Annotated in this window: 14 protein-coding genes; 6 read left to right on the top strand and 8 right to left on the bottom strand. The window is 67.3% G+C overall.

What is annotated here, in order from left to right; all coding sequences use genetic code 11:
- Positions 1-88 precede the first annotated feature (88 nt).
- Genes H3H37_RS21940 through rph form a run of 3 tightly spaced genes read left to right on the top strand, consistent with a single transcriptional unit; the run spans position 89 to position 2,861 of the window.
- Positions 89-1,099, top strand: coding sequence for a serine/threonine protein kinase (locus H3H37_RS21940; protein ID WP_182166521.1), 1,011 nt, complete (start codon positions 89-91; stop codon positions 1,097-1,099).
- 35 nt (positions 1,100-1,134) lie between these two features.
- A complete protein-coding gene (locus tag H3H37_RS21935) occupies positions 1,135-2,118 on the top strand; it encodes a PP2C family protein-serine/threonine phosphatase (protein ID WP_182166519.1) in 984 nt (327 codons plus the stop codon).
- A gap of 8 nt (positions 2,119-2,126) precedes the next feature.
- Positions 2,127-2,861 carry a ribonuclease PH gene (gene rph, locus H3H37_RS21930; protein ID WP_182166517.1) on the top strand — a complete coding sequence of 245 codons (735 nt, stop codon included), beginning with the start codon at positions 2,127-2,129 and terminating at the stop codon, positions 2,859-2,861.
- Here the strand turns inward: rph and H3H37_RS21925 are convergent, their stop codons facing one another.
- Positions 2,862-3,791, bottom strand: a complete 930-nt coding sequence (locus H3H37_RS21925) for a LysR family transcriptional regulator (RefSeq protein ID WP_182166515.1) — start codon at positions 3,789-3,791, stop codon at positions 2,862-2,864.
- Between the two features lie 97 nt (positions 3,792-3,888).
- On the opposite strand from H3H37_RS21925, the gene H3H37_RS21920 reads away from it, so the two are divergent.
- From H3H37_RS21920 to hemW, 3 genes are all read left to right on the top strand, one after another.
- Positions 3,889-4,902, top strand: coding sequence for an NADP-dependent oxidoreductase (locus tag H3H37_RS21920; protein WP_182166513.1), 1,014 nt, complete (start codon positions 3,889-3,891; stop codon positions 4,900-4,902).
- A 121-nt stretch (positions 4,903-5,023) separates the two neighbouring features.
- A complete protein-coding gene (gene rdgB, locus H3H37_RS21915) occupies positions 5,024-5,608 on the top strand; it encodes an RdgB/HAM1 family non-canonical purine NTP pyrophosphatase (RefSeq protein WP_182166511.1) in 585 nt (194 codons plus the stop codon).
- Entirely contained in the window at positions 5,605-6,852 is a 1,248-nt protein-coding gene (gene hemW / locus H3H37_RS21910) for a radical SAM family heme chaperone HemW (protein WP_182166509.1), read from the top strand. The genes rdgB and hemW overlap by 4 nt, the downstream gene beginning before the upstream one ends.
- 10 nt (positions 6,853-6,862) lie before the next feature.
- On the opposite strand, the gene H3H37_RS21905 is transcribed toward hemW, so the two are convergent.
- The 7 genes from H3H37_RS21905 to H3H37_RS21875 form a co-directional block, all read right to left on the bottom strand.
- The gene (locus H3H37_RS21905; protein ID WP_182166507.1) at positions 6,863-7,774 is read right to left on the bottom strand and encodes a CopD family protein; all 912 of its coding nucleotides are present in this window, start codon (positions 7,772-7,774) and stop codon (positions 6,863-6,865) included.
- A complete protein-coding gene (copC, locus tag H3H37_RS21900) occupies positions 7,775-8,143 on the bottom strand; it encodes a copper homeostasis periplasmic binding protein CopC (RefSeq protein ID WP_182166505.1) in 369 nt (122 codons plus the stop codon).
- A gap of 18 nt (positions 8,144-8,161) precedes the next feature.
- Positions 8,162-8,491: a copper-binding protein gene (locus H3H37_RS21895; RefSeq protein WP_182166503.1), complete on the bottom strand. Its 330-nt coding sequence runs from the start codon at positions 8,489-8,491 to the stop codon at positions 8,162-8,164.
- 178 nt (positions 8,492-8,669) lie between these two features.
- Positions 8,670-10,442: a methyl-accepting chemotaxis protein gene (locus H3H37_RS21890; protein ID WP_182166501.1), complete on the bottom strand. Its 1,773-nt coding sequence runs from the start codon at positions 10,440-10,442 to the stop codon at positions 8,670-8,672.
- A 158-nt stretch (positions 10,443-10,600) separates the two neighbouring features.
- Positions 10,601-11,674 (bottom strand): patatin-like phospholipase family protein, encoded by a 1,074-nt coding sequence (locus H3H37_RS21885; protein WP_182166499.1) that lies wholly within the window; start codon positions 11,672-11,674, stop codon positions 10,601-10,603.
- 7 nt (positions 11,675-11,681) lie between these two features.
- Positions 11,682-13,214, bottom strand: coding sequence for a TolC family protein (locus H3H37_RS21880; protein WP_182166497.1), 1,533 nt, complete (start codon positions 13,212-13,214; stop codon positions 11,682-11,684).
- Complete coding sequence (locus tag H3H37_RS21875; RefSeq protein WP_182166495.1) at positions 13,207-16,359, bottom strand: efflux RND transporter permease subunit; 3,153 nt, start codon at positions 16,357-16,359, stop codon at positions 13,207-13,209. The genes H3H37_RS21880 and H3H37_RS21875 overlap by 8 nt, the downstream gene beginning before the upstream one ends.
- Positions 16,360-16,370 lie beyond the last annotated feature (11 nt).

Genomic DNA, 16,370 nt, shown 5'->3' with positions numbered 1-16,370 from the left:
GCTGGAAATGCTCAAAGGATGTCCCCGGTTAAATCTTTACAAATCAGTGAATTATCCACACAATCCGGTTGTTGAGGCGAGGAAACTTATGGCTGCACAGAACAACGCCCCCTTACCAGATGGCCTGGAAATTGCTGGATATCGCATTGTAAAGAAAATTGCGTCCGGTGGGTTCAGTATTGTTTATCTGGCGTACGACCCGGACGGCAACGCGGTCGCGATCAAGGAATATCTGCCCAGTTCACTGGCCTTGCGCCAGCCGGGGGAGCTTGCGCCCGCCATTTCCAAGGCCAACCTGCCCGTGTTCCGCATTGGCCTCAAGTGCTTTTTCGAGGAGGGCAGGGCGCTGGCCCGCATCGCCCACCCCAACGTGGTGAGCGTGCTCAATTTCTTCCGCGCCAATGACACCGTCTATATGGTGATGGCCTACGAGTCCGGCCACTCGCTGCAGGAACATATCTCGCGCCTGAAATCGAAGGGGAGCCGGCCCAATGAGGCCTTCATCCGCCAGATCTTCACCCAGGTGCTGCGCGGGCTGCGCGAGGTGCACGCCAACAAGCTGCTGCACCTGGACCTCAAGCCGGCCAACATCTACCTGCGCACGGACGGCACGCCCATGCTGCTCGACTTCGGTGCGGCGCGCCAGACCGTCAACACCGACCTGCCCAAGCTCACGCCCATGTACACGCCCGGCTTCGCGCCGCCCGAACTGTACACGCGCAATGCGGCGCTGGGGCCGTGGACGGACGTGTACAGTATTGGCGCCTCGATGTTCGCCTGCATGGTGGGATCGCCGCCACAACCGGCCGACCAGCGCAAGACTGAGGATAAAATGGAGGCCCATTTCCAGAAGCTGGCCGGCCTGTACTCGGATGAGCTGATCCAGCTGGTGCGCTGGTGCCTGGCGCTCGACCCGCTGGCCCGGCCGCAAAGCCTGTTCGCGCTGCAGAAGGTATTGCAGGCGCCGGCCCCGGAAGCGCCCGCGCCAGCGCCCCAGGGCACGCTGGAAAAACTGGGCGGCGGCTTGCGCGGCCTGGTGGGCCGCCTGGGCGGCCTGGGACGGGCCAGGGACAAGGCCGGACCCGACACGCAGCGCTAACGACGGCATCAACCTATTCAAGGCAAGGCACCACCATGCAATTCTCCGTCTATCAGGAAAGCCACATCGGCGGCCGCAAGGTCAACCAGGACCGCATGGGCTACAGCTTCACCCGCGACGCGCTGCTGCTGGTGCTGGCCGACGGCATGGGCGGCCATCTGCGCGGCGAGGTGGCGGCCACCATCGCGTTGCAGACCATCTCCACCATGTTCCAGCAGCAGGCCACACCCTACGTGAAAAAGCCGGAGCGCTTCCTGGAACTGGCCTGCATGGCGGCGCACCATGAGATCCACCGCTACAGCGCCGCCAACAACCTGCCCGACACGCCGCGCACCACGGTGGTGGTGTGCCTGATCCAGCACAACACGGCCATCTGGGCCCACGTGGGCGACTCGCGCCTGTACTGGCTGCGCGGCGGCCAGGTGCTGGCGCGCACGCGCGACCACTCGCACGTGGAAAGCCTGATCGCGCGCGGCGTGGTGCCGCCCTCGGCGCGCGCCACCCATCCCGACCGCAACAAGCTGTATAACTGCCTGGGCGCCGGGGTAGTGCCGCGCATCGAATTGTCGGGCCGCGCCAGCCTGCTGCCGGGCGACCAGCTGCTGTTGTGCTCCGACGGTTTGTGGTCTATGCTGCCGGACGACGACATGGCGCACCGGCTGACCACGCAGATGGTGGTGCGCGCCGTGCCCGACCTGGTCAGCACGGCGCTGGCCAAGGCCGGCGCCGGCAGCGACAACGTGACGGCGCTGGCCATCATGTGGCAGGGCGGCGGCGTCACCGACGGCATCGCCACCGTGACGGCGCCCGACATGTCCACCGTGATCTCGACCGAGGCGCTGCCGGAAGACCTGCACAGCACCACCATCCATGGCGGCGCGCCGGACAAGGCGGCGGTGCCGGATGTGGCCGACGCTGATCCCGCGCCGGAACCGGATGCCTTCAACGACGACGAAATCGAACGCGCCATCGCGGAAATCCGCGGCGCGATTGAAAAATCCTCCCAAATACTGAAATAGGAAATTTGATGACTTTTGTATCCCGCCCCAGCGGCCGCGCCGTCGATGCGCTGCGCACCCTGCGCCTGACCCGCGACTACACCAAGCACGCCGAGGGTTCGGTGCTGATCGAATGCGGCGACACCAAGGTGATCTGCACCGCCAGCATCGAGGAAAAGGTGCCCGGCTTCCTGAAGGGCAAAGGCCAGGGCTGGATGACGGCCGAATATGGCATGCTGCCCCGTTCCACCCACACCCGCATGGACCGCGAGGCCGCGCGCGGCAAACAGTCCGGCCGCACCCAGGAAATCCAGCGCCTGATCGGCCGCTCGCTGCGCGCCGCGTTCGACCTGGAAGCGATCGGCGAGCGCACGCTGCACCTCGATTGCGACGTGATCCAGGCCGACGGCGGCACCCGCACCGCCTCCATCACGGGCGCCATGGTGGCCGCCTACGACGCCTTCTCCAAGCTGGTGGCGCGCGGCGCCGTACCGGCCATCCCGCTCAAGCACTTCGTGGCCGCCATCTCGGTGGGCGTGTACCAGGGCGTGCCGGTGCTGGACCTGGACTACGTGGAGGATTCGGGCTGCGACACCGACATGAACGTGGTGATGACGGACGCCGGCCACTTCATCGAAGTGCAGGGCACGGCCGAAGGCGCCGCCTTCGACCGCGCCTGCATGAACCGTCTGCTGGACCTGGCCCAGGGCGGCATCGCGGACCTGATCCGGATGCAGAAGCAGGCGTTGGGCCTGGCCGCGTAACTAACTGGCGCCACCCATGCGGCGCTGCAGGAACTCGACGAAGGCCACCGTCTTCAGCGGCAGGAAGTCGCGCGCCGGATAGACGGCGTAGCTGGCCGGCGCCGGCGGCACCCGGTATGCGGCCAGCACGGGCACCAGTTCGCCGCGCGCCAGTTCCTCGCGCGCCAGCACCTGCGGAATGCGCAGGATGCCGGCGCCGGCCGCGGCGGCCGTCACCAGCGAGCCGCCATCGTTGATCTGCAGCGGGCCATCGACCCGCACCACATACGGCCCCGCGTCGCCGATAAACGTCCACTCGTCATAGACTTTGCCGCCGTTGGTGTACAACAGGCAGGCATGCGCACGCAGGTCCTGCGGCGTGGCCGGCGTGCCGGCGCGCGCCAGGTAGGCGGGGGCGGCCACCATCACCGTCACGTTGTCGGCCAGCTTGCGCGCCACCAGCGTGGAATCGACCAGGTTGGAGGTGCGGATGGCGACGTCGATCTGGTCTTCGATCAGGTCCACCAGCCTGTCCTCCAGTTGCAGCGACACTTTCACTTGCGGATACAGGGCCGCGAATTCGGCCAGCAGCGGCACCAGCGGGCGGCGTCCGGCGATCGAGCACGACACGCGCAGCAGGCCGCGTACCTGCTGCTGGTACTGGTCGGTGATGTCGGCGATGCGTTCCAGCGCCTGTTCGATCTGCTGCGCCTGTTGCAGCACCAGCGCGCCGATCTCGGTCAGGGCCAGGCGCCGGGTGGAGCGCAGGATCAGGCGCGCGCCCAGCTCCAGTTCCAGCCGCGCCAGCTGGCGCGACACGACGGATTTGCCGCAGCCCAGCTGGGTGGCGGCCGCGCTGATGCTGCCGGCCCGCACGATGGCGGCGAAAATGGCCAGCCGCTGCGAATGGAGGGCGGGGCCGTGGAACGGGGGAGTGGGGATTGTCGCCATATGGGCAACAATGTAATGCTGAATTGATGACTAATCAAGCATCTTGCGGGGTCCTATACTGCGCTCTGTTATCCATTCTTCGCGAGCACAGACCACCATGTCCCTCACCAATCACCAATTCCTGCTGGCCCGCCGTCCCCAGGGCACCGTCCAGCGCAGCGATTTCGATTACGCCGCCGTGCCCGTGCCGGCGCTGGCCGACGGCGAGCTGCTGATCAAGCTGGAATACATCTCGCTCGACCCGGCCATGCGCGGCTGGATGAACGCCAGCGAAGATTCCTACATTCCGCCGGTGGCGATCGGTGAAGTGATGCGCGCCATCGCCGTGGGGCAAGTGGTGGAGTCGCGCCATGCTGGCTTCGCGGCCGGCGATTACGTCAATGGCCTGCTGGGCGTGCAGGAATATGCCGTCTCGCGTGGTCAGGGCCTGACCAAGGTCGATCCCAAGCTGGCGCCATTGCCGCTGTACTTGGGCGCGCTGGGCATGCCCGGCTTGACGGCGTACTTTGGCCTGCTCGACGTGGGCCAGCCCAAGGCCGGCGAGACCGTGGTGGTATCGGGTGCGGCGGGCGCCGTGGGCGCCGTGGTGGGGCAGATCGCCAAGATCAAGGGCGCGCGCGTGGTCGGCATCGCCGGCGGCGCGGACAAGTGCCGCTACCTGGTCGATGTGCTGGGCTTCGACGCGGCCATCGACTACAAGCGCGAGAACGTGGCGCAGGCGCTGCGCGAACACTGCCCGCAAGGCGTGGACGTGTATTTCGATAACGTGGGCGGCGAGATCCTGGACGCGGTGCTGAACCGGCTGGCGCTCAATGCGCGCATCGTGATCTGCGGCGCCATCTCGCAGTACAACAACACCACGCCCGTGCGCGGCCCGGCCAACTACCTGCAATTGCTGGTCAAGCGCGCCACGATGAAGGGCGTGATGGTGTCGGACTACTATCCGCGCGCGATGGAGGCCATCGTCGCCATGGGCGGCTGGATCAGGGAAGGCAAGCTGAAAACCCGCGAGGACGTGGTGCAGGGACTCGATACCTTCCCTGAAACGTTCCAGAAGCTGTTCGACGGCAGCAACAACGGCAAGCTGGTGCTGCAGGTGGCGCGCGGCTGACCGTGGCCCGTGGGCGGCACGCCGGCTTGCATGGCCGGCGTCGCCGCTGGCGTTTGGGTTTACAATGGCGGCACTTCCGGCCCCGCGCGCGGGGCGCATTGCCACTCTAGCCAGATTACCCATGACTCAACGTCTCATCCTTGCCTCCAACAACGCGGGCAAGCTCAAGGAATTCAACGAACTGTTGTCCACCGTCGGTTTTTCCGTGCACGCGCAGGGCGAATACAACGTGCCTGAAGCGGAGGAGCCGCACATCACCTTCGTCGAGAACGCGCTGGAAAAGGCGCGCCACGCGTCGCGCCTGACCGGCCTGCCGGCGCTGGCGGACGACTCGGGCGTGTGCGTGAACGCGCTGGGCGGCGCGCCGGGCGTGTACTCGGCGCGCTACGCGGGCGAGCCCAAGTCCGACGCCGCCAATAGCGCCAAGCTGATCGCCGACCTGGCGCCGCATGCCGACAAGTCGGCCTATTACTACTGCGTGCTGGTCTACGTGCGCCACGCCGACGACCCGCAGCCGGTGATCGCGGAAGGCCGTTGGAACGGCGAGATGATCGCGGAGGCGCGCGGCAACGGCGGCTTCGGCTACGATCCGCACTTCTACATCGCCGCGCTGGGCAAATGCGCGGCCGAACTGAGCTCGGACGAGAAGAACGCGCTGTCGCACCGTGGCCAGGCATTGCGCGCACTGGTTGAGAAGCTGCGATGATCCCGATTAAAGTCGCGGGCGCCGCCGCCAAGCCGGCCATGGCCACGTCCGACGCGGCCGGCGCTGCCGTCAAATATCTGCAGCCGGGCGCCCTGAACCTGCAGGCGCTGCCGCCGTTATCGCTGTACGTGCATTTCCCGTGGTGCGTGCGCAAATGCCCGTATTGCGACTTCAACTCGCACGAGGCCAAGGGCGGCGACTTCCCCGAACAGGAATATCTGGACGCGCTGCGCGCCGACCTGGAAATGGCGCTGCCGCTGATCTGGGGCAGAAAGATTTATACCGTTTTCATCGGCGGCGGCACGCCCAGCCTGCTGTCGGCGGCGGGGCTGGACCGGCTGCTGTCGGACCTGCGCACGCTGCTGCCGCTCGATGGCGACGCGGAGATCACGATGGAGGCCAATCCTGGCACGTTCGAGGCGGAGAAATTTCGCTCGTACCGCGCCAGCGGCATCAACCGGCTGTCGATCGGCATCCAGAGCTTCGACGCCGGCCATTTGAAGGCGCTGGGCCGCATCCATGATGGCGACGAGGCGCGTCGCGCGGTCGAGATCGCGCAGGCCAACTTTGACAACTTCAACCTCGACCTGATGTACGCGCTGCCGTCGCAAACGCTGGCACAGGCGCGGCTGGACGTGGAGACGGCCATGTCGTTCAAGCCGCCGCACCTGTCGCTGTACCATCTGACGATGGAGCCCAATACGGTGTTCGCCAAGTACCCGCCCACGCTGCCCGACGACGACGCCAGCGCCGACATGCAGGACATGATCGCGGAGCTGACGGCGGCCAACGGCTACGGCCAGTACGAAGTGTCGGCCTACGCCCAGCCGGGCCGGCAGGCGCGCCACAACCTGAACTACTGGGAATTTGGCGACTATCTCGGCATTGGCGCCGGGGCCCATTCCAAGCTGTCGTTCCCGCATCGCGTGCTGCGCCAGGCCCGCTACAAGCAGCCGAAAAGCTACATGGAGCAGGTGCGCAACGGCACGCCGGTGCAGGAGGAATTCGAGATCGCGCGCGAAGACATGGGTTTCGAGTTCATGCTCAACACGCTGCGGCTGCACGGCGGCTTTTCGCCCAACCTGTTCGCCGAACGCACGGGCATGAGCCTGAACGCGATCGACAAGACCCTCAACGCCGCCGAAGCCAAGGGCTTGTTGTACCGCGACCACCTGGTGATCCGGCCGACGGAACTCGGGCAGCGCTTCCTGAATGACTTGCAGGAGATGTTCCTGCGGTCATAGGCAGCACCGCTTACTGGGCCGTGGGTGGCTGCAGCGTGATCAACGTCGACGCGGCCAGCAAGGCCCCCAGCAACACCACGCTTTCCAGCCGCAGCACGGCACGGACCCGCAGCAGGCCACGGTGCGAGCGGCTGGCGGCGGGCAGGCCGGCCAGCTTGTTGTAGCCGCCGAGCGCGATGGCCGCCATGACCAGCGCCACCTTGGCCAGCAGGATCGCGCCGTAGGACGTGTGCAGCAAGTGCTCTGGTGTCCCCACCCGGCGCCAGGCGCTGTACACGCCGGTGACGACGATCGCCAGCACCGCCACCAGCGCCGCTTGCGACATGCGGTGCAGGTAGGCATCCTGCGCGCCTATGCCCATGCCCATGCCGCTGGCGCCGATGCGCGCATCCTCAAGCGCGAACCATCCCGACACCAGTACCGCGCCCGTCCAGATCCCGATGGCCGCGTAGTGCATCGCTTCCGCCGCCAGCGCGACGGACCAATAGCCTTCCTCGCCAGCGTGTCCCATCGAAGCGCGCGTCAGGGTGAATATGCCCAACGCCAGCATGGCGCCGGCATCACCGGCACGGCTGGCGGCGCCGCGCCAGCGCAGGAGAAGCAGCGCCGCCATGGCCAGCACAACGACGCAGCCGGCGCGGCCATAGTCGGTATCGGTCAACATCACCCGGAACATCGGGCACGCCTCGCGCAGGCCGACGTCGCCCATGATGGCGGTGGCGGCCAGCAATCCCGCCGCGCCGCTGACGACGCCCAGTCCCGCAGCCGCCATGTCCAGCCGGCGCAGCGCCGGTTCGAACGCATGCCGGCTGGCGCCGTTGGCGTGCATCCAGCGGCGCGCGCACCATGCGCCGGCCAGCCAGCTGAAAGCCAGGTTGAGCAAAAAGGCTGAAGCGACCTGCAGCAGTGTGACCGCATCCACTCACTTCACCGTGAACTGATAGTCGCCCTTGCGGCGGTGGCCATCGTGTCCGGCCACCGCCCAGTGCACCGCGTAGGTGCCGGCCGCCAGCGCCGGTAGCGTCAGCCGCAGGATGGCCGGGTTGGCGGCATCCACCCTGGCCTTGTCCATCGCCATGTTCTTGCCCTGGCTGTCGGTGACGGTGATGTTGCTGAAGGCTGGTTCAATCTTTTCGTTGAACGTCAGCGTGACTTCCCTGGCCGATGCATCGACGGTGGCGCCGGCCGCCGGGGTCGCGCTTTTCAGGCTCGCGTGGGCGGAAGCGATCGGGCTGGCCAATGTGGCGGCAGCCATCACGGCGGTGAGGACGATGGCGCGGAATGCATTCATCTTTGCTGCTCCTAATGCTTATTTCACGACGGTGATGGTGCTGACGGTCAGCACGCCGTTCACCATGTTGGCGACGAAGCGCACCTTGTCGCCTTGTTTGACCTGGTTGAGCATGGCCGGGTCCTGGGCTTTGAAGACCATGGTCATGGCCCCCATCCCCAGATTCTTCAATTCGCCGTGCTTGATGGTGAGCGTACCCGCGTCCTTGTCCACCTTCCTGATCTCGCCTTCGCTCATGGCAGCCGGAGCGACCGCCGCGCTGGCTTGCTGCGCGGAGCAGAGCGGGCTGACAGACGTGAACACGCCGGCGATGAAGGTGGCCAGGACAACGTTGTGCAGGTGTTTCATAGGGGGCTTCCTTTTGCATTGATGGATGTCGGCGACACTACACCTTACCATCGCAGTAAGGTCAAGTGCCTGCGTGGGCCGTTATGCAAGCGGGAGCGAAAAAATGACGGGGGTCAAAGCGAGCCGTCGTACATGCGCCCGTGTACGATTGCCGGCACTGCCCCCCAAGGGGAAGGCGTCAGAACTCTTCCCAGTCCTGGTCGTCGCCAACGGTGGCCGTTTTGCGCGGGGTGGGCTTGGCCGGGGCGGGCGAGGGGGCGGCGGCCAGGCGCCGGGCCGCTGGCGCGGCAGGACGCGCCGGTGCTTTGGGCGCCGCCACCGCCGCCCGGATCGGCGTCCGTACCTGTGCGCGTACCGGCGCGCTCGCTGATGCATGTGCCGGCGCCGCCAGCATGGCTTCATTCCCCAGCTTGAACGACGCCGCCACTTCGGCCAGCCGTGCCGCCTGCTCCTGCATGCTGGCTGCGGCGGCTGCTGCTTGTTCCACCAGCGCCGCGTTCTGCTGGGTCACGTTGTCCATCTGCGTGATGGCCGTGTTCACCTGGTCGATGCCCGTGCTTTGCTCGCTGCTGGCCGAGGTGATCTCGCCCATGATGTCGGTCACGCGCTTGACGCTGGCCACCACCTCCTGCATGGTGCTGCCGGCCTGCTGCACCAGCCGCGCGCCCTGGTCCACCTGTTCCACCGAGTCGCTGATCAGTGCCTTGATTTCCTTGGCCGCGCCGGCGCTGCGCTGGGCCAGGTTGCGCACTTCCGTCGCCACCACGGCGAAGCCGCGCCCCTGTTCGCCGGCGCGCGCCGCCTCCACCGCCGCGTTCAGGGCCAGGATGTTGGTCTGGAACGCGATGCCGTCGATCACGCCGATGATGTCCACGATCTTCTTGGCCGAGGCGTCGATCGAGCCCATGGTGTCGACCACCTGGCCGACGATGTTGCCGCCTTTTTCGGCCACGTTCGACGCGGCCTGCGCCAGCTGATTGGCCTGGCGCGCGTTCTCGGCGTTCTGGCGCACGGTGGAGGTCAGTTCCTCCATCGAGGACGCCGTCTCCTCCAGCGAACCGGCCTGCTGCTCCGTGCGCGAGGACAGGTCCTGGTTGCCGGCCGCGATCTGGGTCGATGCGGTGGCGATGGTGTGGGTGCCTTCCTGCACCTGGCTGACCACGTTGCGTAGCGCGTCGTTCATGCCGTGCAGGGCCTTCATCAATTCGCCGATCTCGTCGCGCGAGGTTTCAGCTTCGAAGCGGGTGGTGAGGTCGCCCGTGGCGACGGTGCTGGCCACGTCCACCGCCGATCTGAGCGGCGCCGTGATGCTGCGCGAGATGACCCACGCGGCCAGGCTGCCGACCACGATCAGCAGCACCGACAGGATGGTTTGCAGCAGCATGCCCCGGTCGTTGGCCGCTTCGATCGCCAGCGCCGTATCGTCGATGGCCTTGCGCTGGTAGGCCAGCAGCGCCTTGACCTTGTTCTGGTAGGCTGCGGCGGCCGGCGTGAACACCTGCTGGTACAGGCGCTCGGCTTCGGCCGCGTCGCCTTTCTTGCGGGCCGCCATCACGGCGTTCTTCGATGACTGGTAACCATTGCGCAGGGCAATGGCCTGGTCGTACATGGCCTTTTCCTCGGGCGTGACCAGCAGTTCCTTGATACTGGCCAGCAGCGCGCTGCCTTGCTTGACGCTGTCGGCGATCACGTCGGCGAAGGTGACGGACAGCGTTTCGTCCGTGCTGCGGGCGATCAGCGCCGTGCGGGCGATGGCCGAATAGATCAGCACATACCAGTCCGACACGATGCGTTCCTTGGCCAGCGGCTTGGCCATCATCAGCTTGGTCGCCTCGGCGTTGGCGCGGGCGTCCACCAGCGCGACGGAGGTGGCGAACACGGACATCAGCAGCACGGCAGCAAAGCCGATCGACAGGCGGGTGCGGATGCGCAGGTGGGACAGGAATTTCATGGCGAATCTCCCTGAAAGGCCGGCCTGCCACGGGGGATGTTTGGGGGCGGCGGCGCTGTTAGTATGCGCTCAAGCGCCGCCTTCGGGCATGAAATTTTCTGTCGTGTTTGTTGCTTTTTTGAAACAATATTTCATTTCGGAAGGACAGTGCGCCGTCCTCAAAATGTCTGCGCCAACCGCAAGTCGGGCCGCTCGCTCCAGCGCGCCAGCGCCTCGGCCATGCGTTCACTTTCGGCGATGGCGCGGCTCCAGTCGCGCGTGCGGGCCGCGTGGTCCTGGCCGTAGAACTTGAAGTCGCGCCGGTCCGGCAGCTTGCCGTTGGGGAGGCTGGCCACGAACCCGGGCGAGGGCGACACGAGGATCACATTGTCCAGCGCCGCGTCGCGCACGCGGCGCCACGGCATGGATTTGTCGAGCCAACCGGGCACGATGTAATCGGCGAAGTGCGGGTACAGCACCAGCCCGGGATCGCGCTGGTAGGGCAAGTGTAGGTGGTAGTCGATCAAGCCGCCGTCCCAGTAGCTGCCGTCCGGCGCGCCGGCGATGCCCGACACGGCTTCCAGCACCAGCGGGATGGAACCGGAGGCCAGCAGCGCGTCGCGCAGGTTGGCCCCGGACAGGCCGACGAAGTGGCCGGCGAAGGCGTCGAACGGCTGGCGCAGCCACTGGGCCTCGTCGCGACCATCGTGGAACACCACCCGTTCCATGGAGGCGGCCAGCCGGTTGCGGCTGATGGCGTTGCTGGCGGCCGCGCGCAGGAAGCCGGCCAGTTCGCGCCAGCGCACGCCGCCCGTCGCGGCCAGCGGTCCCGTCCCGCGCACGGTCAGTACGGACAGCCGATGGCCGGGGTGGTTCAGCACTTCGGCGCCGCGCCCGTCCAGCACCTCGTCCAGCAGCGCGCGGCAGGTACGGCTGACGTAGGCCGCGTCCACCTTGGCCGGGTAGCGCTGGGCCGCGTACAGGCGGGCCAGCCGGCGCTGCGCGGCCACCGGGTCGTGGAATGCGGCGGCGGCCATGCGCCAGGCGCCGATCGAGGCGCCCACCAGCGCGCGCTGGCGCGGCGCCTGCGGCAGCCAGGAACCGAACAGCCAGCAATCGATGCCGTTCAGGATCAGGCCCTTGGGGCCGCCGGCCGCGGCGGGGATGATGGCCACGTCTTCTGGCCGCAGGCCATCGGCGGCGATGCGCTCGCGCGCTCGCCGGCCCAGGCGGATGGTGATCGGTGACGTCACGGCCGCCTTACTTCAATCCGCCGCCCAGCGCCCGGTACAGGTCGATGGCGCTGGTGGTGCGCAGCAGGCGCGCCTGCACCAGCGTTTGCTGGGCGCTGAACAGTTCGCGCTGGGCGTCGAGCACGTCGAGCGAGCTGGCCACGCCGTTGGCGAAGCGCAGTTCCAGCAGCCGCAGGCGGTCGGCCTGGGCATCCTGGATGGCCCGCTGCGCTGTCACCTGGTCGCCCAGGTAGCTGCGCGCGGCCAGCGCGTCGGCCACTTCGCGGAAGGCCACCTGGATGGTCTTCTCGTAGTCGGCCACGGCCAGGTTCTTGCGCACTTCGCTCAGGTTCAGGTTGGCGCGGTTGCGGCCCGCGTCGAAGATCGGCAGCACCAGTTGCGGCGCGAACGACCAGCTGCCCGAGCCGCTGTCGAACAGGCCGCCCAGCGTGGGGCTGCTGCTGCCCACGGCCGCCGTCAGGCTCACGCGCGGGAAGAAGGCGGCCCGCGCGGCGCCGATGTTGGCGTTGGCCGACTTCAGGCGCTGCTCGGCGGCGCGGATGTCGGGCCGGCGCGTGAGCAGGTCCGACGGCAGGCCGGCCGGTAGCGCGCTCATGGCGTCGATCTGGGCGTCGCTGGCCAGGGCGCCGGCGTTGTTGGCGCTGTTGGCAGCGTTGGTATTGCTGGTGTCGCGTGCGTTGTTGGCAGCGCTGGCGGTGCCGGCGCCATTCGCGGTATTGGCGGCATTTGCGGCGGTGGCGGCGTTGGCCGGGGCAGGCGCGGGTGGCTGGCCCACCAGCAGCGTCAGCGCGTTTTCAGCCTGCGCGCGCTGGCGCGCCAGCGTGAGCGCGGCCGCGCGGGCCGTTTCCATCAGCGTTTCGTTGGTACGCAAGTCGAGCAGCGACGAGGCGCCCACGTTGGCACGCTGGCGCGTCAGGTCGTAGGTGCGCTGGCGCGTTTCGAAGCTTTGCTGGGCCAGCGCGTACTGCTCGGCGTAAGCCCGTTCCGTGTAGTAGGCTTTGGCCACGTCGGCCACCAGTCCGATCTGCGCCGCCTGGCGCGCCTCGTCGGTGGCCAGGTAGGCCGCCAGCGCGGCATCGTTCAGGCTTTTCACGCGGCCGAAGAAGTCCAGCTCGAAGGCGGGCATGGACAGGCCCACGTCGTAGCGCTTGCCGATCGTGCTCTGGCCGCTGGGCGTGAGGAAGGCCGGCGTCTTGGCGCGGGTGTCGGTGGCGCTGGCGTTCACATTGGGCAGCCGGTCGGCGGACTGGATGTCGTACTGGGCGCGCGCTTCCTCCATGCGCAGGGCGGCCGTGCGCAGGTCGCGGTTGTGCTCCAGCGCCGTGGCGATCAGTTGTTGCAGGCGGGCGTCGGTGAAGTAGTCGCGCCAGCCCGTGTCGGCGGCGGCCTTGCCCTCGGCGGCGCTGTCGGCGGCCGACGCTTCGGGCCAGGTGGCGGCCACCGGCGCGGCCGGGCGTTGCAGGGTGGGCGCCAGCGAGCAGGCCGACAACAGGCCGGCCGCCAGCAGCGCGGTCAAGAGAGTGTGGCCGGGCTTAGTCATGTTTTTTCTCCACAGGCAGGTCCAGTTCATGTGCGGCCAGACGGCGCTGGCGTTCGCTGCCCTTGAATATGCGGCGGATCACGACGAAGAACACGGGCACCAGGAACACGGCCAGCACGGTGGCCGTGATCATGCCGCCCATCACGCCGGTGCCGATGGCGCGCTGGCTGGCGGAGCCGGCGCCGCTGGCCACCACCAGCGGCAGCACGCCGAGGATGAAGGCCAGCGAGGTCATGATGATGGGGCGGAAGCGCAGGTGCACCGCTTCCAGCGTCGATTCGATCAGGCCTTTGCCTTGCGCCTGCAAGTCCTTGGCGAACTCGATGATCAGGATCGCGTTCTTGGCCGACAGGCCGATGATGGCGATCAGGCCGACCTTGAAGTAGACGTCGTTGGGCAGGCCGCGCAAGGTGGCGCCCAGCAGCGCGCCCAGCACGCCCAGCGGCACCACCAGCAGCACCGCCACCGGGATCGATTCGCTTTCATACAGCGCGGCCAGCACCAGGAAGGCGGCCAGCAGCGACAGCGCGAACAGGGCAGGCGCCTGCGAGCCGGAGGTTTTTTCTTCCAGCGACTGGCCGGTCCATTCGATGCCGAAGCCGGGCGGCAGTTGTTCTGCCAGGCGTTCCAGTTCGGCCATGGCTTCACCGGTGGAGCGGCCGGGGGCTGCGTCGCCGGTCAGCTTGATGGCGGGGTAGCCGTTGTAGCGCACCAGCTGCACGGGGCCGTTGATCCAGTGCGAGCGGGCGAACGACGCAAACGGCACCATGGCGCCGCTGGCGCTGCGCACGTTGAGCTTCATCAGGTCTTCCGGCTGCAGGCGCTGCGGCGCGTCGGCCTGTACGATCACGCGTTGCTGGCGGCCGGCGCTGGCGAAGTCGTTCACGTAGGACGAGCCGAGCGAGATCGACAGCATGCTGTTGATGTCGGCGAAGGCCACGCCCAGTGCGTTGGCTTTTTCACGGTCGATGTCGAGCTGCAGCTGCGGCGCGTCTTCCAAGCCCTCGGGACGCACGCCTTTCAGCACCTTGCTCTTGCCGGCCAGTTCCAGCAACTGGTTGCGGGCGGCCAGCAGGGCGGCGTGGCCCTGGCCGCTGCGGTCCTGCAGGCGCGCCGTGATGCCGGTGGCGTTACCGAGTTCGCGGATGGGTGGGGGGCTGAGCGGGAACACGATGGCGTCCGAAATGCCGGACAGGGCGCCGAACGCGCGCTGCGCGATGGCGGTGGCCGACTGGTCCGGCCCACGTTCGCTCCAGTCCTTGAGCGGCACGAACACCAGGCCCGCGTTCTGACCATTGCCCGAGAAGCTGAAGCCGGCCACCGCGATGGTACGCGCCACGCCGGGCTGCTGGCGGAAGTAGGCGTCCACCTTGGCCAGCACGGCGGCCGTGCGGCTGGTGGAGGCGCCGGCCGGCAGCTGCACGTTGGTGATCAGGTAGCCTTGGTCCTCATTGGGCAGGAAGGACGACGGCAGGCGCGCGTACAGCCAGCCCACCACGCCCAGGATCAGCGCGAAGATCACGAGATAGCGGCCGGTGCGGGTCAGGATCTTGGCGATCATGCCCTGGTAGCCGGTGGCCGTGACGGCGAAGCGGCGGTTGAACCAGCCGAAGAAACCGCGCTTCTCATGGTGATGGCCCGCTTCCACCGGCTGCAGGATGGTGGCGCACAGGGCCGGCGTGAGCGACAGCGCCATCAGCGCCGAGAACACCATGGCCGACACCATCGACAGCGAAAACTGGCGGTAGATGGCGCCCACGGCGCCGCCGAAGAAGGCCATCGGGATGAACACGGCGATCAGCACCAGCGTGATGCCGATAATGGCGCCGGTGATCTGGCCCATGGCCTTGCGGGTGGCGTCGCGCGGCGACAGGCCTTCCTCGCTCATGATGCGTTCGACGTTCTCCACCACGACGATGGCGTCATCGACAAGGATACCGATCGCCAGCACCATGCCGAACATGGTCAGCACGTTGATCGAGAAGCCGAACATCTGCATGGTGGCGAAGGTGCCCATCAGCGCCACCGGCACCACGATGGTGGGGATCAGCGTGTAGCGTATGTTTTGCAGGAACAGGTACATCACGAGGAACACCAGGATCACTGCTTCCACCAGCGTTTTCACCACTTCCTCGATGGAGATCTTGACGAACAGCGAGGTATCGTAAGGCACGGTGTACTTCACGCCGGGCGGGAAGTACTTGGCCAGTTGGTCCATCTTGTTGCGCACCGCCGTCGCCGTTTGCAGCGCATTGCCGGACAGGGACAGCTGCACGCCGATGGCGGAGAACGGCGCGCCGTTCAGGCGCGCATTGATGCTGTAGCTGGCGCCGCCCATTTCGATGCGGGCCACGTCCGACAGCCGCACCAGCGAGCCGTTGGGATTGGCGCGCAGGACGATGCGGCCGAATTCGTCCGTCGAGGACAACTGGCCGGTGACGACGATGGGCGCGGAATAGGTTTGCTTCGCGGGGCTGGGCAGATCGCCCAGCGTGCCGGACGCCACCTGCGCGTTCTGGGCCTTGATGGCGGCCGTCACGTCGGCCATGGTCATCTTCAGGCCCACCAGCTTGGCCGGGTCGATCCAGATGCGCATGGCGCGCTCGGTGCCGAACAACTGGGCCTGGCCCACGCCGGGAATGCGCTTGATCTCGTTGACGACGTTGCGGGCCAGGTAGTCGCCCAGCGCGGTCGGATCGAGCTTGCCGTCGGTGGACGACAGGCCGACGAACATCAGGATGTTCGAGCGCGCCTTGTTGACCTGCACACCTTGCTGGGTGACTGCGGCCGGCAGGCGCGATTCGACCCGCTTGATGCGGTTTTGCACATCCACCGCCGCCAGGTCGGGATTGGTGCCCGGCTGGAAGGTGACGGTGATGGTGACGGCGCCATTGGCCTCGCTCTGGGACTCGACGTACTGCAAGCCGTCGGCCCCGTTCATTTCCTGCTCGATCACGCTGGTGACGGCGTCGTCCAGCACCTGCGCCGTGGCGCCGGGGTAGTTGGCCGTGATGACGATGGACGGCGGGGCGATGGTCGGATACTGGGCCACCGGCAGCGTGGTGATGGCCAGCGCGCCGCCCAGCAGGATGAACAGCGCGATCACCCACGCGAAGACGGGGCGGTCGATGAAGAACTTAGGCATCTGTGCTCCCC

The sequence above is a fragment of the Rugamonas brunnea genome (genome assembly GCF_014042345.1).
Lineage (GTDB): Bacteria > Pseudomonadota > Gammaproteobacteria > Burkholderiales > Burkholderiaceae_D > Rugamonas > Rugamonas brunnea.
The sequence above is the reverse complement of the archived record's forward strand: the minus strand, read 5'-3'. Positions and strand labels throughout refer to the sequence as shown.

Excerpts from the sequence above, each read along its gene's own strand:
- H3H37_RS21940 (WP_182166521.1), top strand. The coding sequence starts at position 89 with ATGGCTGCACAGAACAACGCCCCCTTACCAGATGGCCTGGAAATTGCT.
- H3H37_RS21935 (WP_182166519.1), top strand. The coding sequence starts at position 1,135 with ATGCAATTCTCCGTCTATCAGGAAAGCCACATCGGCGGCCGCAAGGTC.
- rph (WP_182166517.1), top strand. The coding sequence starts at position 2,127 with ATGACTTTTGTATCCCGCCCCAGCGGCCGCGCCGTCGATGCGCTGCGC.
- H3H37_RS21925 (WP_182166515.1), bottom strand. The coding sequence starts at position 3,791 with ATGGCGACAATCCCCACTCCCCCGTTCCACGGCCCCGCCCTCCATTCG.
- H3H37_RS21920 (WP_182166513.1), top strand. The coding sequence starts at position 3,889 with ATGTCCCTCACCAATCACCAATTCCTGCTGGCCCGCCGTCCCCAGGGC.
- rdgB (WP_182166511.1), top strand. The coding sequence starts at position 5,024 with ATGACTCAACGTCTCATCCTTGCCTCCAACAACGCGGGCAAGCTCAAG.
- hemW (WP_182166509.1), top strand. The coding sequence starts at position 5,605 with ATGATCCCGATTAAAGTCGCGGGCGCCGCCGCCAAGCCGGCCATGGCC.
- copC (WP_182166505.1), bottom strand. The coding sequence starts at position 8,143 with ATGAATGCATTCCGCGCCATCGTCCTCACCGCCGTGATGGCTGCCGCC.
- H3H37_RS21895 (WP_182166503.1), bottom strand. The coding sequence starts at position 8,491 with ATGAAACACCTGCACAACGTTGTCCTGGCCACCTTCATCGCCGGCGTG.
- H3H37_RS21890 (WP_182166501.1), bottom strand. The coding sequence starts at position 10,442 with ATGAAATTCCTGTCCCACCTGCGCATCCGCACCCGCCTGTCGATCGGC.
- H3H37_RS21880 (WP_182166497.1), bottom strand. The coding sequence starts at position 13,214 with ATGACTAAGCCCGGCCACACTCTCTTGACCGCGCTGCTGGCGGCCGGC.
- H3H37_RS21875 (WP_182166495.1), bottom strand. The coding sequence starts at position 16,359 with ATGCCTAAGTTCTTCATCGACCGCCCCGTCTTCGCGTGGGTGATCGCG.